Here is a 22,984-nt window from a genome sequence, read left to right as displayed (position 1 = left end):
TCGACGGCTGGCTTTCGTCGGCTGATCTTTCGGGGTGGAAGGGGGAGAGTCACTCATGTCCGGAAAGGCCCTTCGGTCGTGCCCGCCACTGGGTGTGGCTGGTTGGGTGCGCGTTTGTGGGGTGGTGGCGGTGGCCGACAAAAGACGCAGCAGCGGGAAGGGCGATGGTGGGGCTTGTGGGTCGTGTGCGCGTGGTGGGTGCTTGCGGTCGTCACACGCGTCACACGTGACGCCGTCCGTCTCTCTGGTGCGGTGAGTGGAGGCTTTGGGACACCTCAAGGGCTGGCTGGCGGTCCGGGGGGTGTCCCAAAGTGCCCACTGACGTCTGGTGGGTGTCTCTGTCGTCACATCAGCCACCCACGCACCAGCAGACAACGGACAGCCTCCCCAATGCCCTTCCTGTTGCTGCGTCTTTGTGGTCGACCGAAGCCACCCCACATACGGGCACTCGACCAGTCACCGTGTGCGGCGGGTGCGGCCGAAGGGCCTTTGAGTTGATGGTGACTGTGTGCCCTTCCACCCCGAAAGATCAGCCGACGAAAGCCAGCCGAAGGCGGGCGGCAGTCGACGACGAGACAATCGGAGGTAGCTCAACCACCCACCGGACACCAGCCACGTAATCCAATCGAAGGCGCCCACCGGCCTGACAGCCGACTTCGAACCACGGTCACCACCCCACCGTTGCGAAGCGACGGACCCAAACCCCCTCCATGGCCGGCGAGTTGACCGCCTGTTCGGGGATCGGCGATGTGCGTCAGCCGTTGTTGAGGCGGCCCGACTTGATGGTGTCGAGGAGGGCGCTCAGCGAGGCCGGGGCGGCGACCAGGATCTGGCGGGGGGCGTCGCTTTCGCGGAGGGCCAGTTCGCCGGTGGGGGTGGCGGCTAGTTCGATGCAGTTGTTGCCGCCGTCGCCGGAGTAGGACGACTTGAGCCACTGCAGCTCGGACAAGGCACGCTCCTCTTACAGGTCTCTCTCGACGGCGCGGATGAAGTCCGCAGACTGCTTCGCAGTCAACGCTGCTTGCTCTACCAAGTCCAGCCGTAGCCGGAAGTTCTCCAACTGGGTCGGCAGGTCGAAGAAGAACGGTCCGGTCGGTGAGTCCATATGCGCGGTATCGAAGTGCTGGTTGTCCGCCTCGGCGTACAGGATGGAGTCGCCCACCATGGGGAACGCGCCGTTGGCGAACGGAATGACGAGAAGTGTCACGTTCTCGCGCTCGTTCTCGGCCAGTAGGTGCCGGAGCTGAGCGCGTGACACGTCCCGGCCACCGAACTGCATGCGCAGGGCCGCTTCGTGAATGATCCCGGTGTACGGAGTCGGCTCGTCGCCCGCGAGCACACCCTGGCGAGCGAGGCGATGCGCGATGCGGAGCTCAACTTCCAAGCGGGGAAGGCGGGGTACGACCAACTCGTAGATGGCCCTGGCGTGATCCTCGGTCTGGAACAGGCCCGGCAGATGTGACGTCTGGAGGGTGCGCAGACGCACCGCGTAGTGCTCGATCTCCGAGATGTCCAAATGGCCCGGCGGCACCTTGCCCCGATACTCGTCCCACCAGCCGGGCTTACGGCCCCCCGTCATCGAGGCGAGCGTGTCGACGAGCGCCGCGTCATTGCACTCGTAGATGCTGGCGAGCCTGCGTACGCGCTCCTCGCTGATCCCGTACCGGCCGGCCTCGATGTTCGAGATGTTCGTCCGATCCGTACCGAGCGCGGTCGCCGCAGCCGGTGCGGACAGACCCGCCGCCTCGCGCAAGCGCCGCAGTTCAAGCCCGAACCGTCGCTGGCGGATGGTGGGGGTGCTGCCTGGTGCCATCGAAAGCCTCCTTGCTCGCGCACAGTGTGCCGACATCGCCCGCGGACGACCACTCGGTCACGGGAATTTACCCGTATTAGTGATACTGATGGCACGGGTTAAATCGACGGCGCTATGGTGTGACGCGTGCCACTGGCGCGGCCCGGTCCAGCCGGAAGCGCACCGCCTCCACCTGCCCGCCCGGGACGGCAGGCAGAGGCAGCAGGCCACCGGTCGATCCCGACGCCAACGCCAAGCGGCACACGACCAGTTGACCCTCCACAGCGCACCCCAGGAGGTGCCCGTGAGCGAAGACCAGGCAACGAGCCCGAACTCGAACGTGACCCCGATCCCCGAAGCTCCCCCCTTCACCCCTTCAACCGCCTTCCTCCTCCCCGCACTTGACCCGCTCACCGGAACACCGCACCCGCCGCCGATCCCGTTCCGGGCCCCCTGGAACTACGAGGTGCACTTCCCCTGCGACCCGCGCGGTCCGGGCATTGCCCGCGTAACGCTCCGCGCCGTACTGGAAGCCCACGGCCTCGCCGAACTCACCGACAGGGCAGAGCTGTTGATGGCGGAGCTCGCCACGAACTCCGTACGGCACACGAAGGGGCCCGCGTCGGTGAGCCTGCATTGGCTGTTCCCCGTACTGCGGTGCAGCGTGTGGGACATGAGCCCGGACCTGCCCGAACTGCCGCAGCGCGCGGAGCCGTACGCGGAGGGTGGGCGCGGCCTGCTCATCCTGGATGCGGTCGCGGACCGGTGGGGCGGGTGTGCGACGGCGGAGGGCCCGTACAGCCGGGGCGGCAAGTCGCTCTGGTTCGAACTGCGGCTTCCGGAGCCGCCGCCGGTGCCGGTACTCGCGGCGTGACGTGACACGGGGCCGGGTGGCGGCCGGTTGTGCCGCCCGCCGCCCGCTCGGGTCTTATGGGATTTCCCTCATGTGGCTACAGTTGTCCGGGCTGCGATTGGCATTCGCGAATGCGTCAGGGCGGGGATGGGGACGGGGGTCCGGGATGACGCGGTCGACAACAAGGCGCCAACTTCCGGTCAAGCGGCGACCGTTAATGGGTGAAACCGCATGCGCAGGGTCGCAGTTCGCGTACGTTGCGTGTGTTGTTCTGGTTGCCGTGGAGCAAGTGGCGGAAGGGGGATCCCGTGATCAAGGACCGAGTGCTCGGGGCGTGGGTGACGTGGACGAGTTCTCTGGGAGAGCGGCTTCGTGGGGAGCGGCGGGATTCCGGGGCGGGGTTCGTGGAGTATGCGGGGTTGATGATTCTGATTGCGGGGATCTTCACGTTGATCGACCAGTTGGGGTTGGACGGGTTGATCTCCGGCGCGATCGGCGACGCGGTCGATCGGGTCATCGGCGGCTGACAGCAGCGGCGTTCCGCAGTGACCGGGGATCGACTCTCCCCATCTACATCTGGCTGACGGGGATTCTTCTCTTCGCCGCGTTCGCCTTCTTCGCCTTCGCGCAAGCGGCTTCGGCGCGCAACGGTGCTCAATCTGCCGCCGATGCAGCTGCGTTGGGAGCTGCACAGTCCGCGCGGGACGAGCTGATGGTGGGCCTGGGTGATGCCCTTGAAGGCGGGGACGACTGGCTTCGTTGGCTGACTGGACAGGACTTCGAAGGAACCGACGCCGCAGCCGCAGCAGCTCGCCTGGCAGCCGAGAACGACGCTGATGTCGTGGGCGGCCCTGACGCCACCGAGGTGAATGGCAACCCGGGGTACTGGGTCGAAGTGCAGACGCGTTACACGGTCGGCGACACGATCATCCCCGGCACTGAGAACGACAAGGCGAAGGCGCATGCGACAGCGGTGATCGAGCCCCGCTGCGACGCGCCTGTCGACGCTGACCAGAAGAAGGCGGTCCAACTCACCTGTGGCGGCCAGTCCATCGAGATCGATCCCGAGGATTTCGACCTCGCCGACCTGCCTGACGCGTCAGCCTTGTTCTCCGTCCACCTGGCCGACTGACGAGCGAACGACGAGAAAGGGAAGCCGCAGCGATGAACCTTCGGCGTACGACCACGACCCGCCGGGCACTGACCGCGGTGGCGATCGCGACGGGGCTGGTCCTATCCGTGGCCGGCTGTGGCGGGGATGGTGACAACGGGAAGTCGAAGAGCACCCCTACGGCCACATCGGCAGGCAAGGACAGTGGCGCGCAGGCGCCCGAGTCCGCGAGCCCGAGCGACAAGGTACTCGCGGAGTCGAAGGACGGGGACGTGACCGTCTCCATCACCTCGGCTACGCGCGACGAAGGCGGCTTCGTCAACGTGACCGGTACGGTCCGCAATGACGGGAGCAGCTCCTGGATGGGTGCGGACTGGCAGAGCGATGAGCGTGAACTGGCGGTCAACGGCGGCTCGTTGTCGGGAGCCAGCCTGGTGGATCAGCAGGGCAAGAAGAAGTACCTCGTCCTCCGCGACACCACAGGGCGTTGCCTGTGCACGAAGTTCACGCGACTGAGGTCGGGTGACAGCGCGACCTGGTACGCCCAATTCCCCGCCCCACCCGCAGGCACCACCAAGGTGACCTTCCAGGTCGGCGCCATGCCCCCCGCCCCCATCGAACTCACCGAGGGCGAATGACGATGCCCCGACGACGAACGCTAACCACAGCCACCCTCCTCCTCCTGGTCACCGCAACCGGCGTAACAACGGCCCAGGCCGACGACCCCACCCCCACCGGCGCCCCACCCGGCAGCACCACCAGCTCCCCACCCCCGCAGGTGGACGCCAACAGCCCCGGCCTCAAGCTCGCCGACGGCGCCACGCTCGCCCCCGCCAAGGTGCTGGACATCAAGTCCGTGGTCGAGGACATGTCCGGCGACGAACGGCGCACGGACACCAACGAAGACGTGACGTTCGCGCTGCAGGCAGAGGTCCTGTTCCCCAAGGACAGCGCCAAGCTGAACCCGGACGCCCGTTCCCGCATTCAAGCCATCGCGGACGAGATCAACACCCAAAAGGCAAGCGCGGTAAGGGTGTTCGGGTTCACGGACAACCTGGGCTCTTACGCGCACGGCCTGACGCTCTCCAAGAAGCGGGCCGAGGCCGTGCACGACGAGCTGACGGCGGCGCTGGGCGCGGAGGGCGGGAACATCACGTTCCAGGTCCGCGGCTACAGCGAGGACTACCCGATCGCGGACAACAACTCGGAGCAGGGCCGCAAGAAGAACCGCCGGGTGGAGGTGTCGTTCCCGAAGAGCGACTGAGAGCGACTGAGAGCGACTGAGAGCGACTGGGAGCGGCTGCGGGCTCAGAAGCCGGGAGCCCTCGGCACACAGGGAGCTGCCGGGGCCGAGGGGTCCAGGGCCTGTTTGACCAGTCCGATCGCGCGTGGGCTGTACGACATGCTCAGATGGGCGGAAAGGTCGATGGAACAGCCCTGCTGCAAGGGGATGTTGTGCACCGTCGCTCCGGGGCCCGCCGTCATGAACGTGCTCTGCCAGGGCGTGGTGATCTCGTCGTACTTCGTGCCGATCACGGTGTAGTCGACCCCGGGAACGGTGTCGCCGTCGGCGTTGAGCTCCTTGATGAAGTCTGATTTCACGTACTGCTGAGGGCCCGCCTTCCCCAAGGGCACCTCCCCGGGGCCCAGCATGTGGAGGATGTCGGCGAGGGTCTCGATGCCGCTCATGGTGGTGCCGTGGTTCGTCGCGCCGAGCTGGACGACGTTCTTGACCTTGTTCTTCGAGGGGTCGCTCGGGTTCGCGCCTCCGTCGGCCTTGAGGTACCAGCGGGACAGGGTCCCGCCCTGGGAGTGGCCGACAAGGTCCACCTGGCGGGAGCCGCTGGCGGCGAGCACCTTGTCGACGAAGGCGGCCAGTTCCTTGGAGGACTTCCTGATGTCTCCGTAACCCTTGACGGTGGGAGCGAGGGCGACTCCGGCGTCGTCGGTGTCGCCGTAGTCGAGGGCGTAGACGCAGAAGCCCTGGGCCTTCAACTCGGGGGACATCCGGGCCCAGTTGTTGTAGCGGTTCTCGTAGGTCCCGTGGACCAGGACGACCGGACGCGGGTGGGCGGCGCTGGGGTGGCAGTTCCAGTCGTTGGAGCCCGGTGCGTCGATGTCCAGGTGGAGGATCGAATGGACCATGGCGGGGAAGAAGTCGTACTGCTCGGGGCCGGTTTCTGCTGCCGCGGACGTGGTGGTGGCCAAGACGGTCGCCGCGGCGGTGGCACAGGCGGCGGTGACGTATCTGGGTATGTGCAAGCCGGTTCGCTTCACGAGTCCCCCTTGGAGAAGCATCTCCGTCGATTGGATAGTGGCAGTATCCAATAGGGGTGATCGGTTCGGCAGGGGTGCGGGCGAGTTGGCCGGATCGAATTCTTCGCACGCGTCAGCGCGAAGCTCTGCGCCGCGGGCCGCGAGATCCCGCAAGGGCGGCCACGACCAGGCCTTCGAGGGCCTCGCGCGGTACGTCGCCGCCGTTCACCAGCCGGTCGAGGATCAGCCCGTCGATGCAGGTCAGCAGGGTGTGCGTACGGCTGTCGACGTTCGGTACGCCGCGTTCGGCGAGGAACAGCCGGACGGCCTCGCGTCCGGCGTTCTCGCGGGGTACGAGGATCTCGCGCAACTCCGGGTCCCGCACGCTCTCAACGGCGCAGGCATGGCGCGCGAGCGAGCGGCGACGGCCCTCACCGGTGAGTCGCTGCCGGGTGAGCAGCGCCATGCCGTCGACCAGTTCGTCGACGGTGCGCAGGGGCGGCAGCTCTTCGGCCGTCATGTGCAGTTCCGCCTGGTCGAGTTGGACCAGGCGCGTGACGAGTGCGGTGAGCAGCGCGGCGCGGGTGCGGAAGTAGGCCGACGTGGTGCCCGGCGGCATGGACGCTCTCCGGTCGACCGCTCGATGGGTCAGACCGCGGATCCCGTCGTCGGCGAGTACGTCGAGAGCCGCGTCGGCGAGGAGGGTGCGTCGATCCGAAACCATGCCTCCTTTCTACACCTGTAGAGACTCGGCTACGGTGATCTTCCACAGGCTTCTACAGGTGTAGAAAGTGAAGAGGGGGAGGGCTTCGGAATGGGCAGCACGGCAGTGGTGGTCGGAGGAGGCATCGGCGGGCTCGCCGCCGCGATCGGCCTGCGGCGCATCGGATGGGACGTGACGGTCGTCGAGCGGGCACCCGTGCTCAAGGACGAGGGCGCGGGCATCTCCTTGGCCGCCAACGGTCTGCGGGCACTGGACGAACTCGGCGTCGGTGAGGCCGTGCGCGGCGCCTCGCGCGGCCAGTACAGCGGTGGAACCCGTACGCCGAAGGGCGGTTGGCTGACCCGGATGGACGGCGCCGCGTTGGAGAAGGCGGTGGGCGCGCCGATCATGGGCATCGCCCGTTCCGCCCTGCACCGGCTGCTGCGCGACGCCCTGCCCGCGGAGGCGCTGCTGACGGGATCCGAGGTGAACGCGGTCGAGCAGACCGGCCCGGCGAGGGTCCAACTGGTCTGTGGCGAAAGGGTCTTGGCGGCGGACCTGGTGGTGGCGGCCGACGGCATCGGCAGCGCGGTGCGCCACTCGCTCTTCCCGGCGCACCCGGGTCCGGTCCACAGTGGCTCGACGGTGCTGCGCGCCCTCACCGATCGGCCGGTCGACCTGCACACCGACTTCGAACTGACCTGGGGGCGCGGGGCCGAGTTCGGGCACATCGCCTTCCTGGACGGCCGGGCCGAGTGGCACGCCGTCCTCAGCCTGCCCGCGGGCACCCGGTTCGCCGACCCGCTGCGGGAACTGCGCAGCCGCTTCCACGACTGGCACGACCCGATCCCCGCCCTGCTCGACGCGACCCGGCCGGACGCCGTGCTCCACCACGACGTCCGCGAACTCCGCACGCCGCTCCCCTCGTACGTGGCCGGCCGGACCGTGCTGCTCGGCGACGCGGCGCACGCGATGACCCCCAACCTCGGCCAGGGCGCCTGCCAGGCGCTGGAGGACGCGGTCACCCTGGCCGCCGCGCTCGCCACCGCTCCGGCGATCGAGACCGCGCTCGCCCACTACGACGCCGAGCGCCGACCGCGCAGTCAGGCCGTCGCGAGGGCCGCCCGACAGGCCGGGCGGATGGGCCAGCAACTCGCGAACCCGCTGGCGGTCGCCCTGCGGAACACGGCGATGAGGCTGACACCGGCCAGGGCCGCGACGAGCATGATCCTCCGCCACCACGCCTGGACCCCGCCCCACCTGAACTGAACGACGAACTGAACGACGGAACTGAACGACGGAACTGAACTGCTTACTGAACTGCTCTGAAGGGATTCAAGCCCCGCTTCCGGCGGGGCCGCTGGGCCGGGGCAGCAGGCAGTCGAAGACGACGCGAGCCAGCCGCCCGGACCGGTCGCCCGCGTCGCGCCGGCGGCCCGCTGTCAGTGCGGCCACGACGACGGCCTGCACATCGGCGGCGTCCACGTCATCGCGTACGGCGCCTGCCTGCTGGGCGCGGAGGAGGAGCGACCCGAACAACTCCCGCAATTCCGCGGCCAGTTCCTCGGTGCGCGCACCCACGGGAGACCCGGCCGCCGTGATGGCTTCGGCCAGGTCCTGCTTCGCGTCGGCCTCTGCGGTCATCCGGGCGAGGAAGCCGAAGAACGCGGCCCCGGCCTCCGCCTCCACGTCCAGGGCGGCGCGCACATCGCGCGTCAACTGCTCGAGGTGCTCGCGCACGACCTCCTCGAACAGGGCTTCCTTGGTGGGGAAGTGGCGATGCACCGTGCCCGCCCCGACCCCGGCCCGGCGGGCGATCTCGTCCAACGGGACCGCGATGCCTTCGGCGGCGAAGGCGTCGCGGGCCGTGTGCAGGATGCGCTCTCGGTTCCGGCGGGCGTCGGCGCGCAGGGGCCGCTGCTGTCGGTCGCTCATCAACTCTCCTCCAGGGACGGGGACTTGAGCATTGCTAACCGGGGCGTGCGCCCCGTATATTCGATGACGTAACCGGGGTGACCGCCCCGTTTATATCGAGAGGAGTGTCCCATGGCCACCACCACGACACCGCGCGAAGTCCTCCACGCCTTCCTCCGCCTCACCGCCGACGGCCCCAGCGAGGCGATGGCCGACGTGTTCACCACGGACGCCGTCTTCGAGATGCCCTACCTGCCGCCGGGCGCGCCCGTGCAGGAACCGGGACGGGAGGCCTTCCGCGCCCACCTGCGGGAAGGGGCGAAGCTGCAGAAGTTCAACGCCGTGGACCACGTCCACGTACACGAGACGGAAGACCCCGAACTCGTGATCGCCGACTACCGCCTCCATGGCCAAGTCGCTTCCACAGGGCGGCAGTTCACCTTCGACATGGTGATGTACGCCCGCGTCACGGACGGGCTGATCACCTGGTCACGCGTCTACGCCAACCCCCTCGACGGGGCGATCGCCTTCGACGCGGCGGATGGCCTGCTCGAGGCGCTGCGCGCGACGGGCTGAAACGGTCCTGGGGGCCGGGCCGCAAGATGAACCGCCGGGTGGAGGTGTCGTTTCCGACGGGCGGCTGAGCCCTCGGGTCGCGCGGATGGTCAGGCTGCTGGTGCGAAGGCCGTAATGGCGTCGGCGAGGTCGGCCGGAGCTTCCAGCGGGATCAGGTGACCCGTGGCCGGTATCACCGTGAACTCGGCTTGGGACAGGTAGGGCACAAGGTTGTCGCGGAGTACGTCGACGGGCTCGACCTGGTCGTTCTCCCCGGCGATGACCAGGGCGGGAACGCTGACCATGCGGGTGTGCTCAGTGATGTCCTCCGCGATGCCGTGCAGCGGCCACTCGGTGCGACAGGCGTCGACGCCGGCTCGCGAGTCGGTCGAGATCCGTGACTTGACCGACGCGGGCAGTCGGGTCGCGGTGAGGATGTGGTCCCGTGCCCCGGCCACGGACTCGTCGGAGTCGTAGGCGTGGGACAGGGCTTCCTGGTAGTCGGGAGTGATCTGCGCGGCGGGCTTCGCCGGGCCGGAGCCGACGAGGACGAGTCCGCGCAGGCCGGCGGGCCGGGTTGCCGCGACCAGTTGCGCGACCTTGCCCCCCATCGAATGCCCGACAAGGACGTAGTCGTTGACGTCCGAGTCGGCGAGTACGGCGAGCACGTCGTCGGCGAGTTGACCGAGCGTGTATGGGCCGGGCAGGCCGCTCGACCGGCTCCACCCGCGGAAGTCGACCGTGAGCACATCGCGGCCCGGGAGGCAGTCGACGACTAGGTCCCAGGTGCGGGCCGAACCACCCCAGTAGTGCAGGAACACCAGGGTCGGTCCGGTCCCCGGCCGATGGTCGTAAGCGGGCAGTGGCATCGGCTGCGTCGAAGACATCGTGGCTCTCCTGGTGACTGCTCGGGATGATTTTTCCTATGCGGTCATTGAAGCTTCTTCACCCAGGAGGGACATTGGCGCGACTGGTCGACTGATGGTGGAAACTGGACACGTGACCATGATCAGGCAGATGACCTACCGGCCCGCAGAGCGCCTCGCCGCCACGGTCGAGACCATGACGTTCGACCGCCTTCGCGAGCTGAACGACGGCGGCACGCAGCGTGCTGACTTCCATGTCCTCGCCCTCGTCGACGCCGGGCACGGCTTGCTCACGGTGGACTTTTGCCAACACCCGCTCGAGGAGCGGTCCGCGGTGTGGATCCCGCCGGGCGCGGTGCACCAGTGGGACGACATGACCGAAGTGGCGGGACACATCGTGCTGTTCGTGCCGACCGCTCCGGTCACCCGTGCCTCCCGGGAACTCGTCGGGTACCCGGAGCCGGCCGCGCACTGGAGCATTCCTGACGCCGACTGGCCGTTCGTCGACGCCGCACGCAACCATCTCCTCCTCGAGGAGTCCGCCTCGTCCGCCGGCCTCGCGACGGAGCTGCCCGAGATCCTGCTCTCCGTGCTCATCGCCCGGCTTCGGCCACCGCACTCCGGAGCGCGGTTCTCACATCCGGTGTTTCGGCTGTTCCGGTCCAGCGTCGAAGCGCACTTTCGGGAACATCACGACGCCGGCTACTACGCCCGTGCGCTGGGATATGCGCCCCGCACCCTCTCGCGAGCGGTGCAGCAGGTCACAGGCCGCACGGCAAAGGGGTACATCGTCGACCGGATCGTCCTCGAAGCCAAACGGCTCCTCGCGCACGACCGCCTCACCGCGACCCGCTGCGCCAACGTGCTCGGCTTCCCCGACGCATCCAACTTCTCGGTGTTCTTCCGGAAGGCGACAGGGATGTCCCCAGGCGCGTGGCAGGCGACGCTGGCCGTCGCATGAGCAGGTGCACTCGTGAAGGGCACTCGCATCCATGACCAGGGGCCGGAGTCGGCCTTGCCCTGGGACTCGTAGGCGAACAGGAAGTTGCCCTCGTCGGTGTCCACCCGCATCAGGGTGTCCACCCGCCGCTCGACCGGTTCGATCTCGGTCGGATAGCCACCACCCCAACTGCCCTGTCCCATCTGCTCCTTGCCCTCAAGGCGCGGCGACCGTGAAGGACAGGAGATCCGACGCGGTCACGAGCAGTCGGACCCAGTGGAGCCCCGAGCGGTCCGTCGCGCTCACGGACATGAGCCAGAGCTGTTTCAGGGGAAGCGCCAGCTCCTCCGGAGGGCGCGCGGGCAGCGGCGCGAACACGGGAATCGGGTCCCGGCTCTGCAACAGCAGCAGAGCCGCGTGCCGGTGCTGTGGTGAACCCGGATCGGCCGTGGCGTCGTCAGGGGCGGTCGCGAACAGGGCGATGGCCAGTACGTGGCGTACCTCGTCCAGGAGGACGTCGAAGTCGATGTCCCACCCGCAACTCCGGCTGTTCGTACGTCTGTTGGCCACCGGATCGGCCAACGCCTCGGCGACGATCCCGCGGGCCACCAGCAGCATCTCCCGCAGATCGGCGGCGGCCATGGTCACCGCACCCCGGGACGGTCGAGCCGCCAGATCACGTCCCCGTCCCCGTTCGCACCCTCCCGCCCCACCTCGACGAACCCCAACCGCCGCGGAACGCCCGCGCTGGGCCGGTTCGCCGGGTCGTGGAGTATCTCCAGGCGGTCGACGTACGGCAGGGTGAACATCTCCGTGGCCAGCGCCGCCGTCGCTCGCGTGGCGAGGCCGCGGCCGGTCGCGGACGGGTGCAGCCAGTAGCCGAGCCGCCATACGCGCGTCTCGCCCACGCGGTAGCTCTGGGACATGCCGAGGGGCGTTCCGTCCGAGACGACGGCGTAGTTGTAGACGACGCCGCTCGCCCATTTCGACTCGGAGTTGGCGAGGAAGTCGCGGGTGCTCCGCTCGCTGTGGCCGTCGACCCAGGGCATCCAGGGACGCAGGTGGTCCACGGACTCCCCGATCAACGTGAAGGCCGACTGGAAGTCGCTCCGCTCCCGCCAGCGCCGCAGCGTGAGGTCTCCGCATTCGATGAACGGGCTCGGTCGGTCCGTGGCTGTCATGACAGTCATGTGTACAGCGTGGGCCGGGCCGTGGGCACTAGGCCAGAGCCGCGACCACCGCCTTCGCGGCGCGGGCGACCAGCCGGTCGTCGGGGGTCGCGTCCTGGGCGGCATGGGTGGAGAGGACGACGATGACGACCGGGGAGGCCGACTTGGGCGGCCAGGCGACCGCGATGTCGTTGCGGGTGCCGTACTCGGCGGTGCCGGTCTTGTCGCCGACCTGCCAGGTGTCGGGGACGCCGGCCCGGATCACGTCGTCCCCCGTCGTGTTGCGCTTGAGCCAGTCGACGAGGAGCGCCCGCTTCGCCGGGCCCAGGGTGTCGTCCACCGCGTACGCGCGCAGGTCCGCGGCCAGCGCGCGCGGGGTCGAGGTGTCGCGCAGGTCGCCGGGGGTCGCCTCGTTCAGCGCGGTCTCGTGGCGGTCGGCCCGCGTGGTGTCGTCGCCGAGGGCGGCCAGCGCCGCCTGGAATCCCTTGGGGCCGTCGAGCTGGTCGAACAGGAGGTTTCCCGCGGTGTTGTCGCTGTAGCGGATCGCGGCGTCGCACACCGCGCGCAGGCTCAAGCCGGTGTCGACGTGCTTCTCCGTGACGGGGGAGTGCGCGACCAGGTCGTCGCGGGTGTAGCGGACGACGATCCGGTCGAGGTCGTCGACCGAGTGCTTCCTCAGTACCGCGCCCGCCGCCAGCGCCTTGTACGTGGAGGCGTACGCGAACCGTTCGTCCGCCCGGTGCGCGACGACCGCCCCGCTGCCGGTGTCGACGGCGTAGACCCCGAGCCGGGCGCCGAACTCCTTCTCCAGGGCGGTGAACGCGCCGTTCGCCGCCGGGGGCGTGGACTTCGCGGACTCCGTGGAGGGTGAGGCCGTCCCGGCGTCGGAGGAACCGCAGCCGATGAGCGGGGTGACGGAGAGGCCGGTCAGTGCGGTCAGGGCAGCACGGCGAGTGAGGGCCAACAGATTTCCTCCAGGACTCCAGGACTCCGGGACTCCGGGACCCCGGGACTCCGGGACTCCGGGACCCCGGGACTTCCAGGGCTTCTCGGCCTTCCGGTGCAGGTGAATTGCGTGGATTGCCGCTTACCCGTCCCGAGGCTACTTGCCGACCACGGCTCCCTTTTCGATCCGCCGGCCGCCCGAGCAACCCGCTGGAAGGGCCACAAGCCATGACGCCCCGCGCGGCGACTCCGTCAGCCCGACACCCGGACCGGCAGGCGATCCACCCCGTAGACAATCGACAGCTTCCGGAACTCCAGCTCGGACGCCGGTACCGCAAGGCTCAACTCCGGGAACCTGCGGACCAGTTGAGGAAACGCCGCCCGGAGTTCCATCTTGCCGAGTTCCGCGCCGATGCAGCGGTGGATCCCGTACCCGAACGCCAGGTGCGAGGAGGTCGGGGGCCGGGACGGGAGGAAGGCGTCCATGGCGTCGCCGAGGCGGGGGTCACGGTCCGCCGCGCTGAGGGAGACGATCACGATGTCGCCCGCCGCGATGGGGATGCCGCCGATCGTGACGTCCTCGCGTGCGAAACGGGGGAACGCCGTCTGGACGACCGTGAGATGACGCAGGAGCTCGTCCACGAAGGGGGCCGCGACCGTCGCCGGGTCCGCGGCGTCGTGGATCGCGTCGAAGTGCGTACGGTCCTGGAGCATGATCAGCGTGCCGAGGGCGATCATGCTGGCGGTGGTCTCGAGGCCACCCGTCAGGACGCCGTCGGCCAGGCCGGTGAGCTCCTCGTCCGTGATGTTCTCGCCGTGTTCGCGCACGAGCATGCCGAGCAGACCGTCGCCCGGGTTGCGCCGCTGCTCGGCGACGACGCCGCGCAGATAGTCCAGGGACTGCGAGACCGCGCCGAAGGACGCGCCCGCGCCGCCGAGCACGTCGAAACGGGCGACCGAGAACTGCTGGAAGGCGTCGCGCTCTTCATAGGGGACACCCAGCAACTCACAGATGACGAGCGCCGGCACCGGCATCGCGAAGTGCTCGACGAAGTCGGCCGTGCCGTCGGGCGAGGCCTGGGCCGCCTTCTCCAGATGGGCCAGCTGGTCCTCGACGATCGTGTGGATGCGCGGGGTGAGGCGCGACAGGCGGCGCATCGTGAACTCGGGGGTGAGCAGCCGGCGCAGCCGCGTGTGGTCCGGCGGGTCGCAGAAGCCGAGGCCCCCCGGGTTCTGGTCCGCGCCCGCACCGCCCACCCCGACCAGATGACGGAAGTCGTTGCTGAACGCCTTGGCGTCGCCCAGGACTTCCTTCGCCTCGTCGTAGCCGGACACCAGCCACACCGTCATGCCGGGGATCGGCAGCTTGCTGACCGGTTCACGGTCGCGCAGCGCCCCGATCTCGGGCACCGGGTCGAGGCCCTCGCGGCGCAGCGGCAGCAGCGCGGCGTCGGGCAGCTTCGACAGGACGGACAGGTCGAGGCTTCCCCCCTTCTTCCGGAGCCGGGAGAAGTAGAGGCGGGTCAGCCAGGTCGCTATCGCGGAACGTACGGACATCTGCTCGCATCTCGGCGGTGGTCGCATCACTGCGGGGGGACGGACGGGACTGCGGGTACGTGTGGGGCCGTGGTGGTGACGGTCGCGGGGGTCCGCCAAGGGTACGTGCGTTTCCTGGGTCCCGCGGAAGAGGGCCAGCCCCCGAACCGGCCGGGGGCTGGCCCCACCGCGGCGGCGCTCGGTCCCCGGTGGTCCGGCCGGTGAGCGGCGAAATGGAGATGAAACGGATGTGGGGCCCCTGCGATCATGCTGCTCATGGACCCCGTGAACCCCCTGAACCCCCGAACCCCGAGAGCCGCATGAACCCCCAGAGCCGGCAGAACCGCTCGTACGAAGACCTCGTCGCGGAGGCCGTCGCCGCGCCCACGGAAGGGTGGGACTTCTCCTGGTTCGAGGGGCGTGCCACCGAGGAGCGCCCGTCCTGGGGGTACGCCCGGCTGATGGGGGAGCGCCTGGCCCTGCCCGAGGTCCGGGCCGCGCTCGACCTGGACACGGGCGGCGGTGAGGTGCTGAACATGGCGCCGAAGCTGCCGCCCGCGATGGCCGCGACGGAGGGCTGGCCGCCGAACGTGGCGAAGGCCACCCGGCTGCTCGCGCCGCGCGGCGTGGTCGTCGTCGCGGCCGCGGCGGACGCCCCGCTGCCGTTCGCCGACGCCGCGTTCGACCTGGTCACCAGCCGCCACCCGGTGAAGGCCCCGTTCCCGGAGATCGCCCGCGTACTGCGCCCCGGCGGCACGTACTTCGCCCAACACGTGGGCCCGGGCAGCGTCTTCGAGGTCGTCGAGTACTTCCTCGGGCCGCAGCCGGAGGAGGTGCGCCGCGGCCGTGACCCGCAGGCGGAGAGGGCCGAGGCCGAGGCCGCGGGGCTCGAGGTCGTCGACCTGCGCGCGGAGCGCCTGCGCATCGAGTTCCACGACATCGGGGCCGTCGTCCACTTCCTGCGCAAGGTGGTGTGGATGGTCCCGGGCTTCACGGCCGAGGCGTACGAGCCCCAACTCCGCGCGCTGCACGAGCAGATCGAGAAGGAGGGCCCGTTCGTGGCCCACAGCACCCGCCATCTCTTCGAGGCCCGCAGGCCGGCCGCGTAGCGAACGCGAAGCAGGATCCGGGCGGGCATCTTCCGCAGTCCGGCGGCGTTGCGGTGGTGAGACCGGCACGAGTGACGACGAGAGACGACGAGAGGGAGAACCGGGCGCATGGGGCACAAGGGGATCGACGGACCGTACAGCTGTGGGCTCGACGCCGCCGTGGACGTCGTCGGCGGCAAGTGGAAGCCGATGATCCTGTGGGCGCTGCACGACGCGAAGACCCTGCGCTTCGGCGAACTGCGCCGCGCCCTCGGCACCGTCACGGAGAAGGTGCTCGCGCAGCAGCTGCGCGAACTGGAGGCCGACGGCGTCGTGCACCGCGAGGTGTACCCGGAGGTGCCGCCGCGCGTCGAGTACTCGCTGACCGCACTGGGGGAGTCGCTGAACCAGGCGCTGGTGCCGCTCGGCCTGTGGGGCGAGGAGCACATGGCGGCGATCCTGGCCGCGAAGGAGGGCGAACCGGCGGCGTAGACCGTCGTCTCGGGCAACCGAATCCGCATCGTTATCGATACGCACTCGATCCTCACCTAAACCTCACGTAAGTTCAGACCAACGGCAATTCGCGTGAGCAAAGCTGCGCGGCGGTACCGCGCGGTGGAGGGGGCTGCGCGGTGCCGTTTGCCACCCATCTCGGGTCGCGCGAGCCAAATGCGCCATATCTGCGGCGGCGCCCACGGCGCCCGTACGCGCGTCAACCCCGCGCATGACACGGGAGGGGGACGCCGAACCCCCGGCGGCGCGCCGTGAGAATCGTGTGAAAGAGGCCCCTGGGGCGGCTGTGAGCCAGCTGTGGGCCCGTGCCGGGGCGGCCGGAAAGCTACCTCCGCGCGTCGCCGGGTGACTGCGGAGAGTAGTTGTGGCACGCCGATGCGCGCAGCAGCACTTACGAAGGGTTATGGTGGAAACCCCCCCTCGGGCCGGTCCGTCTCCCCCCCACGGACCGGCCCGTTTTTTTGTCCGTACAAACCCCCGGTCGCGGGGGGTGCGGGCGGGGAGCCGGGTCAGCTCCGGCCGGCCCAGATGTTCGTGCCGGGCGTCGAGACGGCGAACGAATCGATTTCGGTCAGCTCCTCGTCGGTGAGCTTCGGGCCCGCGAGCGCCGCCACGTTCTCCTCCAACTGCCGCACGCTGGAGGCGCCGATCAGCGCCGACGTCATCCGCTCGTCCCGCAGCACCCAGTTCAGCGCGAGCTGCGCGAGGGACTGGCCGCGGCGCTGCGCGATGTCGTTCAGGCCGTTCAGCCGGCGCAGCACCTCGTCGCTCAGCAGGTCCGGGTCGAGCGACTTGCCCTGCGTCGCGCGCGAGCCCTCCGGAATGCCCTTCAGGTACTTGCCCGTCAGCAGGCCCTGGGCGAGCGGCACGAAGGAGATGCAGCCCATGCCGGCCGACTCCAGGGTGTCGAGCAGGCGGTCGTCCTCGGTCCAGCGGTTGATCATCGAGTACGACGGCTGGTGGATGAGGGCGGGCACGCCCATCTCCTTGAGCAGGCGCGCGGCTTCGGCGGTCTGCTCGCTGTTGTACGAGGACACGCCCACGTACAGCGCCTTGCCCTGCTGCACCGCGGATGCGAGCGCTCCCATCGTCTCCTCGAGCGGAGTGTCCGGGTCGAAGCGGTGCGAGTAGAAGATGTCGACGTAGTCCACGCCCATCCGCTTCAGCGACGCGTCGAGCGACGACAGCAGGTACTTGCGGCTGCCCCACTCCCCGTACGGGCCGGGGTGCATGAGATAGCCCGCCTTGGTCGAGATGACCAACTCGTCCCGGTATCGGGCGAAGTCCTGCGCGAAGATCTTGCCGAAGTTCAACTCGGCGCTGCCCGCGGGCGGTCCGTAGTTGTTCGCGAGGTCGAAGTGCGTGACGCCCAGGTCGAAGGCGCGGCGCAGGATCGCGCGCTGGGAGTCGAGGGTGCGGTCGTCCCCGAAGTTGTGCCACAGGCCGAGGGAGATCGCGGGCAGCTTCAGGCCGCTGCGGCCCGTGCGCCGGTACTCCATGGAGTCGTAGCGGTCACCGGAAGCGACGTAAGGAGAGATGTCGTTCATGGATACGAAAGTACGTCAGCCCACTGACACCCCAGAGAGCGCACTGGTTTTTCGGGGGTAGGCTTTCGCGCTCGGGGACTGCCGTCTGCACGGAGGGGCTGAACGACCGTGAACCTGCGGGACAGGCTGCGCGGCCTGCTGGTCGGGCTGTACGCACGCCGGGTGGAGGGCCACCTGGACCACGCCCAGGTGCCCAAGCACATCGGGGTCATCATGGATGGCAACCGACGCTGGGCGAAGGCCGCCGGGTCCACCACCGCCCAGGGCCATCAGGCGGGGGCCGACAAGATCGAGGAGTTCCTCGGCTGGTGCAGCGAGACGGACGTCGAGGTCGTCACGTTGTGGCTGCTGTCGACGGACAACTTCGACCGGCCCCAGGAGGAACTGGTCCCGCTCCTCGGGATCATCGAGGACACCGTCCGCTCGCTCGCCGCCGACGGCCGCTGGCGCGTGCACCACGTCGGGGCCACCGACATCCTTCCGTCGGGCCTGCAGAACGTACTCAAGGAAGCGGCCGAGGCCACCGCCCACGTCGACGGAATAGTGGTCAACGTCGCGATCGGCTACGGCGGCCGCCAGGAGATCGCCGACGCCGTGCGCTCGATGGTCCTCGACGCGGGCGAGAAGGGGCAGTCGCTCGACGAGCTGGCCGACGCCGTCTCCGTCGACCTCATCGGCAAGCACCTCTACACCAAGGCGCAGCCCGACCCGGACCTCGTCATCCGCACCAGCGGTGAGCAGCGCCTCTCGGGCTTCATGCTCTGGCAGACGGCCCACTCCGAGTACTACTTCTGTGAAGTCTTCTGGCCGGCCTTCCGCAAGGTGGACTTCCTGCGCGCGATGCGCGACTACGCCGCGCGCCACCGCCGCTACGGCGGCTGAGCACCCGTCACACGGAAACACACGGGTACGTACGACTACGTACGTCATCGGGAGTTAACGCACGCGCCGTCATATGCCCTGGCATGGCTGCGCGTGTTCGAGGGAATAAGCCTTCCAGGTCGGTGTCCGCACCAAGGACACCGCATCTCAGCGGGCGGCACGGGGCCGCCCGCCCGGGAGGCCCTTTGCACCAGGACGACCGTACGCAGACGAGTACGGATGACGACTTGGAGGGCCGGTTCTCGGCCCGCGCGCAGGGGCCGATGACCGGTCCTGATTCCCTCCGTCGCTCCCCGACCTCTTCCGAGGGGGTACGTCCTTCCGTGGTGACCAGCAACAAGCGCCACAAGCCCGACCGGCGCACCTATGTTCTCGACACCAGCGTCCTGCTGGCCGATCCGAACGCCATGACCCGATTCGACGAACACGAAGTGGTCCTTCCTGTCGTCGTGGTCACGGAGTTGGAGGCCAAGAGGCAACATCCGGAGCTCGGGTACTTCGCCCGGCAGGCGCTGCGTCTGCTCGACGACTACCGCATCCGGTACGGACGTCTGGACGCCCCGATCCCCACCGGGGAACTGGGCGGCACGCTGCGCGTCGAGCTCAACCACTCCGACCCCGGCATCCTGCCCTCGGGTTACCGCCTGGGCGACAACGATTCGCGCATCCTCGCGGTCGCGCGCAATCTGCAGGCCGAGGGATACGACGTCACGGTCGTGTCGAAGGATCTGCCGCTCAGGATCAAGGCGTCGTCGGTCGGTCTCCTCGCCGAGGAGTACCGTGCCGAACTCGCCATCACGGAGTCCGGTTGGACAGGAATGTCCGAACTGACCCTGCCTGCCGAGCAGGTGGACCTGTTGTTCGAGGAGGACACGCTCTACGTTCCCGAGGCCGCCGACCTTCCGGTGCACACGGGCCTGACGATCCACTCCGAGCGCGGCAAGGCCCTCGGCCGCGTCACGCCGGAGGGCAACGTCAGGCTGGTGCGCGGCGACCGGGAGGCCTTCGGGCTCAAGGGCCGCAGTGCCGAACAGCGGATCGCGCTCGATCTGCTGCTCGACCCGGACGTCGGCATCATCTCGATGGGCGGCCGGGCCGGCACCGGCAAGTCCGCGCTCGCGCTCTGCGCGGGCCTGGAGGCCGTGTTGGAGCGGCGCCAGCACCAGAAGGTGATGGTCTTCCGGCCGCTGTACGCGGTGGGCGGGCAGGAGCTCGGCTATCTGCCCGGCTCCGAGGCCGAGAAGATGGGGCCGTGGGCGCAGGCCGTCTTCGACACCCTCTCGGCGGTCACCTCGCGCGAGGTCATCGAGGAGGTCACCGCGCGCGGGATGCTCGAAGTGCTGCCGCTCACCCACATCCGTGGACGCTCGCTGCACGACGCGTTCGTGATCGTGGACGAGGCCCAATCCCTGGAACGGAACGTCCTGTTGACCGTTCTGTCCCGAATTGGGGCGAACTCGCGTGTCGTCCTGACCCATGACGTCGCCCAGCGCGACAACCTCAGGGTCGGGCGGTACGACGGAGTGGTCGCGGTCGTCGAGAAGCTGAAGGGGCACCCGCTGTTCGCGCACGTCACGCTGACGCGCTCGGAGCGGTCGCAGATCGCGGCCCTGGTGACCGAAATGCTGGAAGACGGCCAGATTTAAGGCAGTTGGCACACCTTGGCGCCGTCCGGAGAAGCCTGAGAGCTTATCCGGGCGGCGTCCTGGCGTGTGCGGGTTTCCTCAAAACCCGTGGGGCAAACGGGGTGTGACGTTTCCCACGCAACACAGAATTGCCTCACCGCGTCCGGATACGGCAGAGTCACGGTCCTGTCAGGCCCCGCATACGACACTCGCGTACCCCCAGCGGTGACGCACCACAGCAGCCCCGGCTGCACCTTGAACTCCATAACGGTCGTCGTATGCCGCCCGAGCACCACGCGGCGCTCCCCGCAAGGGAGTTGCCCACCGGGCCCGTGCCTCCCGTGACCCGTCAGTTGGGAGGCCAGCGCCAGGGGCACGATTGCGTCCGCGAGGGGTCACACCAGAGCGGGCGATGCTGGAAGGAAACCGTGTGAGCCGGATTTCGGTCCGGGGATTCGCAGTGGCTTCGGCCACCGCGGTCACCACAGTCGGCGCCGTCGTGGGTGTTGCCTCGGGCAGCACTGCTCAGCCCTCGAACGAGGCAGAGGCCACGGCAGGCGACGCGACCCTCCTCGCCGACATACCCGCGGGTCAGCAGGCCCAGGTGCAGACCGCGTCCCTGCAGCAGCAGGCGCAGACGCAGGCCATCGCGGCCGACAACGCTGCACAGAAGACGGCGGAGGAAGCGGCCCGCAAGAAGGCCGCCGAGGACGCGATCGCCAAGCAGCAGGATGCGCAGGCCGCGAAGGAGAAGGCGGAGAAGGAGGCCAAGGAGCGCGAGGCGGAGAAGATCGCCAGCCGCTCCGCGAGCCGCGACGCCTCCAGCTTCGCCCCGCAGTCGTCGTACTCGATCTCGCAGATCCAGGCGATGGCACGCCAGATGGTGCCGTCCGGCCAGTTCCAGTGCTTCAGCAACATCGTGAACCACGAGTCGAGCTGGAACTACCGCGCGACGAACGCCTCCTCCGGCGCCTACGGTCTCTTCCAGGCACTGCCCGCCTCCAAGTACTCCTCGGCGGGCGCCGACTGGCAGACCAACCCGGCCACCCAGATCAAGTGGGGCCTGAACTACATGAACAGCCGCTACGGCAGTCCCTGTGACGCCTGGTCGTTCTGGCAGGCCAACAACTGGTACTAGGGCGCAGCCGCGTTCAACCTCCTGGAGCCCCTCACCGTCCTACGGTGAGGGGCTCCGGCCATGTACGGTCGGTGCGACAAACTCCGGGGGGAGTGGACGGTGCGCACGGGGGTACCCCCTGCGGGGGACTACAGAGGACGGATCATGTCGCGAGTTCCAGGCTGGCTCGGCCGGGTCGGCGCCGGAATCAGCAAGGTGGGCGAGCGCCTGGACGAGCGCCGTGCCGAGGCCGAGCGCGAGGCGGAGGGCGACGACCTGCCCACCCCCTCGCCCGCACCCCCAACCGCCGCACCCGGCGCGGAATCCGCAGCGGAACGCGCACCGGAGTTGGCCGAGGCGTCGCAGGAGCAGGTCCCCGCGCCGCCCGCCTACGCGCCGGCGGTCGGGGCCAGGCCCGAGCCGGTCGCCGCCGTGCCGTGGGGGCTGCGGGTCGCCGCCGAGGCGGCCTGGCGCCTGCTGGTGCTCGCCGGCACGGTCTGGGTCCTGATGAAGGTCATCAGCTCCGTGCAGCTGGTGGTGTTCGCGTTCATCGCGGCCCTGCTCATCACCGCGCTGCTGCAGCCGACGGTGGCCCGGCTCAGGCGGCACGGGGTCCCGAGGGGTCTCGCGACGGCGCTCACCGCGATCCTCGGCTTCGTCGTCATGGGGCTCGTCGGCTGGTTCGTCGTCTGGCAGGTCCAGGAGAACATCGACAACCTCTCGAACCAGGTCCAGGACGGCATCGACGAGCTGCGCAAGTGGCTCCTCAACAGCCCGTTCCACGTCACCGACAACCAGATCAACGAGATCGCCAAGTCGCTGCGCGACGCGATCGGCGCGAACACGGACTCGATCACGTCGGCGGGCCTGGAGGGCGTCACCGTCATCGTCGAGGCGATGACCGGCATCCTGCTGACGATGTTCTCGACGCTGTTCCTGCTCTACGACGGCCGGCGCATCTGGGAGTGGACGCTCAAGCTCGTCCCGGCGCAGGCCCGTCCGGGCATCGCGGGCGCGGGGCCGCGGGCCTGGCGGACGCTGACGGCGTACGTGCGCGGGACGGTGATAGTGGCTCTGATCGACGCCATCTTCATCGGCCTCGGCATCTTCTTCCTCGGGGTGCCGATGGCGGTGCCGCTGGCCGTGTTCATCTTCCTGTTCGCGTTCATCCCGCTGGTCGGCGCGGTGGTCTCGGGCGCGCTCGCGGTGGTCGTCGCGCTCGTCACGCAGGGCGTGTTCACCGCCGTGATGGTGCTCGTGGTCGTCCTCGCGGTGCAGCAGATCGAGGGCCACATCCTGCAGCCGTTCATCCTCGGGCGGGCGGTGCGGGTGCATCCGCTGGCCGTGGTGCTGTCCGTGGCCGCGGGTGGGATGGTGTCCGGGATCGGCGGGGCCGTGGTGGCCGTACCGCTGGTCGCCGTGACGAACACGGTGGTGGTGTATCTGCGGGCCTGGTCGCGGGAGGCGGCGATCAAGCAGGCGCCGGTGCCTCGCGGCGCGACAGCCGTGGAGCTGGCCCCCGTTGAGCCGTCGTCCGGCCGTTAGCGGGGGCTGGGCGCGCCCGCGCGGCGG

General features: G+C 69.2%; 25 protein-coding genes. 14 read left to right on the top strand and 11 right to left on the bottom strand.

All coding sequences use genetic code 11. The features are described from left to right. Positions 1–754 precede the first annotated feature (754 nt). Both ACIBUY_RS18170 and ACIBUY_RS18165 read right to left on the bottom strand, forming a co-directional pair. A complete protein-coding gene (locus ACIBUY_RS18170; RefSeq protein WP_399153033.1) occupies positions 755–949 on the bottom strand; it encodes a DUF397 domain-containing protein in 195 nt (64 codons plus the stop codon). A 12-nt stretch (positions 950–961) separates the two neighbouring features. Then, positions 962–1,813, bottom strand: a complete 852-nt coding sequence (locus tag ACIBUY_RS18165; RefSeq protein ID WP_399153032.1) for a helix-turn-helix domain-containing protein — start codon at positions 1,811–1,813, stop codon at positions 962–964. A gap of 283 nt (positions 1,814–2,096) precedes the next feature. Between ACIBUY_RS18165 and ACIBUY_RS18160 the strand changes: the two genes are divergently transcribed. The 5 genes from ACIBUY_RS18160 to ACIBUY_RS18140 all read left to right on the top strand — a co-directional run bounded on the left by ACIBUY_RS18160 (position 2,097) and on the right by ACIBUY_RS18140 (position 5,020). Continuing rightward, positions 2,097–2,666 (top strand): ATP-binding protein, encoded by a 570-nt coding sequence (locus tag ACIBUY_RS18160; RefSeq protein ID WP_399153031.1) that lies wholly within the window; start codon positions 2,097–2,099, stop codon positions 2,664–2,666. A gap of 317 nt (positions 2,667–2,983) precedes the next feature. Continuing rightward, positions 2,984–3,172 carry a hypothetical protein gene (locus ACIBUY_RS18155; RefSeq protein ID WP_399153176.1) on the top strand — a complete coding sequence of 63 codons (189 nt, stop codon included), beginning with the start codon at positions 2,984–2,986 and terminating at the stop codon, positions 3,170–3,172. Next, the gene (locus ACIBUY_RS18150; RefSeq protein ID WP_399153175.1) at positions 3,169–3,777 is read left to right on the top strand and encodes a pilus assembly protein TadG-related protein; all 609 of its coding nucleotides are present in this window, start codon (positions 3,169–3,171) and stop codon (positions 3,775–3,777) included. The genes ACIBUY_RS18155 and ACIBUY_RS18150 overlap by 4 nt, the downstream gene beginning before the upstream one ends. Positions 3,778–3,809: 32 nt before the next feature. After that, the gene (locus ACIBUY_RS18145; protein ID WP_399153030.1) at positions 3,810–4,394 is read left to right on the top strand and encodes a hypothetical protein; all 585 of its coding nucleotides are present in this window, start codon (positions 3,810–3,812) and stop codon (positions 4,392–4,394) included. Beyond that, positions 4,391–5,020, top strand: a complete 630-nt coding sequence (locus tag ACIBUY_RS18140; protein WP_365579286.1) for an OmpA family protein — start codon at positions 4,391–4,393, stop codon at positions 5,018–5,020. The genes ACIBUY_RS18145 and ACIBUY_RS18140 overlap by 4 nt, the downstream gene beginning before the upstream one ends. Before the next feature lie 44 nt (positions 5,021–5,064). Here ACIBUY_RS18140 and ACIBUY_RS18135 read toward each other — a convergent pair whose 3' ends face one another. After that, a complete protein-coding gene (locus tag ACIBUY_RS18135) occupies positions 5,065–6,018 on the bottom strand; it encodes an esterase/lipase family protein (RefSeq protein ID WP_399153029.1) in 954 nt (317 codons plus the stop codon). A 127-nt stretch (positions 6,019–6,145) separates the two neighbouring features. Further along, positions 6,146–6,736 (bottom strand): TetR/AcrR family transcriptional regulator, encoded by a 591-nt coding sequence (locus tag ACIBUY_RS18130; protein WP_399153028.1) that lies wholly within the window; start codon positions 6,734–6,736, stop codon positions 6,146–6,148. Between the two features lie 90 nt (positions 6,737–6,826). Between ACIBUY_RS18130 and ACIBUY_RS18125 the strand changes: the two genes are divergently transcribed. Then, positions 6,827–7,984: an FAD-dependent monooxygenase gene (locus ACIBUY_RS18125; protein WP_399153027.1), complete on the top strand. Its 1,158-nt coding sequence runs from the start codon at positions 6,827–6,829 to the stop codon at positions 7,982–7,984. A gap of 66 nt (positions 7,985–8,050) precedes the next feature. Here the strand turns inward: ACIBUY_RS18125 and ACIBUY_RS18120 are convergent, their stop codons facing one another. Then, positions 8,051–8,650: a TetR/AcrR family transcriptional regulator gene (locus ACIBUY_RS18120; protein ID WP_399153026.1), complete on the bottom strand. Its 600-nt coding sequence runs from the start codon at positions 8,648–8,650 to the stop codon at positions 8,051–8,053. A 111-nt stretch (positions 8,651–8,761) separates the two neighbouring features. Here ACIBUY_RS18120 and ACIBUY_RS18115 point away from each other — a divergent pair, with 111 nt between their 5' ends. Continuing rightward, positions 8,762–9,205: a nuclear transport factor 2 family protein gene (locus tag ACIBUY_RS18115; RefSeq protein ID WP_399153025.1), complete on the top strand. Its 444-nt coding sequence runs from the start codon at positions 8,762–8,764 to the stop codon at positions 9,203–9,205. 89 nt (positions 9,206–9,294) lie between these two features. Here ACIBUY_RS18115 and ACIBUY_RS18110 read toward each other — a convergent pair whose 3' ends face one another. Next, entirely contained in the window at positions 9,295–10,071 is a 777-nt protein-coding gene (locus tag ACIBUY_RS18110) for an alpha/beta fold hydrolase (protein ID WP_399153024.1), read from the bottom strand. A 94-nt stretch (positions 10,072–10,165) separates the two neighbouring features. On the opposite strand from ACIBUY_RS18110, the gene ACIBUY_RS18105 reads away from it, so the two are divergent. Next, complete coding sequence (locus tag ACIBUY_RS18105; protein ID WP_399153174.1) at positions 10,166–11,011, top strand: AraC family transcriptional regulator; 846 nt, start codon at positions 10,166–10,168, stop codon at positions 11,009–11,011. Between the two features lie 195 nt (positions 11,012–11,206). Here the strand turns inward: ACIBUY_RS18105 and ACIBUY_RS18100 are convergent, their stop codons facing one another. The 4 genes from ACIBUY_RS18100 to ACIBUY_RS18085 form a co-directional block, all read right to left on the bottom strand. Further along, positions 11,207–11,632 carry a hypothetical protein gene (locus ACIBUY_RS18100; protein ID WP_399153023.1) on the bottom strand — a complete coding sequence of 142 codons (426 nt, stop codon included), beginning with the start codon at positions 11,630–11,632 and terminating at the stop codon, positions 11,207–11,209. Positions 11,633–11,634: 2 nt separating this feature from the next. Continuing rightward, the gene (locus ACIBUY_RS18095; protein ID WP_365579266.1) at positions 11,635–12,180 is read right to left on the bottom strand and encodes a GNAT family N-acetyltransferase; all 546 of its coding nucleotides are present in this window, start codon (positions 12,178–12,180) and stop codon (positions 11,635–11,637) included. A gap of 28 nt (positions 12,181–12,208) precedes the next feature. After that, positions 12,209–13,126, bottom strand: a complete 918-nt coding sequence (gene bla, locus ACIBUY_RS18090) for a class A beta-lactamase (protein ID WP_399153173.1) — start codon at positions 13,124–13,126, stop codon at positions 12,209–12,211. Between the two features lie 230 nt (positions 13,127–13,356). Continuing rightward, on the bottom strand, positions 13,357–14,661 hold the full coding sequence (locus ACIBUY_RS18085; RefSeq protein WP_399153022.1) for a cytochrome P450: 1,305 nt from the start codon (positions 14,659–14,661) through the stop codon (positions 13,357–13,359). A gap of 299 nt (positions 14,662–14,960) precedes the next feature. On the opposite strand from ACIBUY_RS18085, the gene ACIBUY_RS18080 reads away from it, so the two are divergent. Together ACIBUY_RS18080 and ACIBUY_RS18075 are read left to right on the top strand one after the other, a co-directional pair. Next, on the top strand, positions 14,961–15,749 hold the full coding sequence (locus ACIBUY_RS18080; RefSeq protein WP_365580097.1) for a methyltransferase domain-containing protein: 789 nt from the start codon (positions 14,961–14,963) through the stop codon (positions 15,747–15,749). 108 nt (positions 15,750–15,857) lie between these two features. Further along, positions 15,858–16,220 (top strand): helix-turn-helix domain-containing protein, encoded by a 363-nt coding sequence (locus ACIBUY_RS18075; RefSeq protein WP_365580095.1) that lies wholly within the window; start codon positions 15,858–15,860, stop codon positions 16,218–16,220. A gap of 530 nt (positions 16,221–16,750) precedes the next feature. Here the strand turns inward: ACIBUY_RS18075 and mgrA are convergent. Then, entirely contained in the window at positions 16,751–17,788 is a 1,038-nt protein-coding gene (gene mgrA, locus ACIBUY_RS18070) for an L-glyceraldehyde 3-phosphate reductase (protein WP_365580093.1), read from the bottom strand. Between the two features lie 108 nt (positions 17,789–17,896). Between mgrA and ACIBUY_RS18065 the strand changes: the two genes are divergently transcribed. The 4 genes from ACIBUY_RS18065 (at position 17,897) to ACIBUY_RS18050 (ending at position 22,957) form a co-directional block, all read left to right on the top strand. After that, positions 17,897–18,670 (top strand): isoprenyl transferase, encoded by a 774-nt coding sequence (locus tag ACIBUY_RS18065; RefSeq protein WP_365580091.1) that lies wholly within the window; start codon positions 17,897–17,899, stop codon positions 18,668–18,670. Between the two features lie 323 nt (positions 18,671–18,993). Beyond that, on the top strand, positions 18,994–20,316 hold the full coding sequence (locus ACIBUY_RS18060) for a PhoH family protein (RefSeq protein WP_365580089.1): 1,323 nt from the start codon (positions 18,994–18,996) through the stop codon (positions 20,314–20,316). A gap of 391 nt (positions 20,317–20,707) precedes the next feature. Continuing rightward, a complete protein-coding gene (locus ACIBUY_RS18055; RefSeq protein ID WP_365580086.1) occupies positions 20,708–21,433 on the top strand; it encodes a lytic transglycosylase domain-containing protein in 726 nt (241 codons plus the stop codon). 144 nt (positions 21,434–21,577) lie between these two features. After that, the gene (locus ACIBUY_RS18050) at positions 21,578–22,957 is read left to right on the top strand and encodes an AI-2E family transporter (RefSeq protein WP_399153021.1); all 1,380 of its coding nucleotides are present in this window, start codon (positions 21,578–21,580) and stop codon (positions 22,955–22,957) included. Positions 22,958–22,984: the final 27 nt, after the last annotated feature.

The sequence above is a fragment of the Streptomyces sp. NPDC050085 genome, assembly GCF_044460595.1.
Classification (GTDB): domain Bacteria; phylum Actinomycetota; class Actinomycetes; order Streptomycetales; family Streptomycetaceae; genus Streptomyces.
This window is presented reverse-complemented; position numbering and strand designations above follow the sequence as displayed.

Excerpts from the sequence above, each read along its gene's own strand:
- ACIBUY_RS18165 (WP_399153032.1), bottom strand. The coding sequence starts at position 1,813 with ATGGCACCAGGCAGCACCCCCACCATCCGCCAGCGACGGTTCGGGCTT.
- ACIBUY_RS18145 (WP_399153030.1), top strand. The coding sequence starts at position 3,810 with ATGAACCTTCGGCGTACGACCACGACCCGCCGGGCACTGACCGCGGTG.
- ACIBUY_RS18140 (WP_365579286.1), top strand. The coding sequence starts at position 4,391 with ATGACGATGCCCCGACGACGAACGCTAACCACAGCCACCCTCCTCCTC.
- ACIBUY_RS18130 (WP_399153028.1), bottom strand. The coding sequence starts at position 6,736 with ATGGTTTCGGATCGACGCACCCTCCTCGCCGACGCGGCTCTCGACGTA.
- ACIBUY_RS18125 (WP_399153027.1), top strand. The coding sequence starts at position 6,827 with ATGGGCAGCACGGCAGTGGTGGTCGGAGGAGGCATCGGCGGGCTCGCC.
- ACIBUY_RS18120 (WP_399153026.1), bottom strand. The coding sequence starts at position 8,650 with ATGAGCGACCGACAGCAGCGGCCCCTGCGCGCCGACGCCCGCCGGAAC.
- ACIBUY_RS18115 (WP_399153025.1), top strand. The coding sequence starts at position 8,762 with ATGGCCACCACCACGACACCGCGCGAAGTCCTCCACGCCTTCCTCCGC.
- ACIBUY_RS18110 (WP_399153024.1), bottom strand. The coding sequence starts at position 10,071 with ATGTCTTCGACGCAGCCGATGCCACTGCCCGCTTACGACCATCGGCCG.
- ACIBUY_RS18105 (WP_399153174.1), top strand. The coding sequence starts at position 10,166 with ATGGTGGAAACTGGACACGTGACCATGATCAGGCAGATGACCTACCGG.
- ACIBUY_RS18100 (WP_399153023.1), bottom strand. The coding sequence starts at position 11,632 with ATGGCCGCCGCCGATCTGCGGGAGATGCTGCTGGTGGCCCGCGGGATC.
- ACIBUY_RS18095 (WP_365579266.1), bottom strand. The coding sequence starts at position 12,180 with ATGACTGTCATGACAGCCACGGACCGACCGAGCCCGTTCATCGAATGC.
- ACIBUY_RS18085 (WP_399153022.1), bottom strand. The coding sequence starts at position 14,661 with ATGTCCGTACGTTCCGCGATAGCGACCTGGCTGACCCGCCTCTACTTC.
- ACIBUY_RS18080 (WP_365580097.1), top strand. The coding sequence starts at position 14,961 with ATGAACCCCCAGAGCCGGCAGAACCGCTCGTACGAAGACCTCGTCGCG.
- ACIBUY_RS18075 (WP_365580095.1), top strand. The coding sequence starts at position 15,858 with ATGGGGCACAAGGGGATCGACGGACCGTACAGCTGTGGGCTCGACGCC.
- mgrA (WP_365580093.1), bottom strand. The coding sequence starts at position 17,788 with ATGAACGACATCTCTCCTTACGTCGCTTCCGGTGACCGCTACGACTCC.
- ACIBUY_RS18055 (WP_365580086.1), top strand. The coding sequence starts at position 20,708 with ATGCTGGAAGGAAACCGTGTGAGCCGGATTTCGGTCCGGGGATTCGCA.
- ACIBUY_RS18050 (WP_399153021.1), top strand. The coding sequence starts at position 21,578 with ATGTCGCGAGTTCCAGGCTGGCTCGGCCGGGTCGGCGCCGGAATCAGC.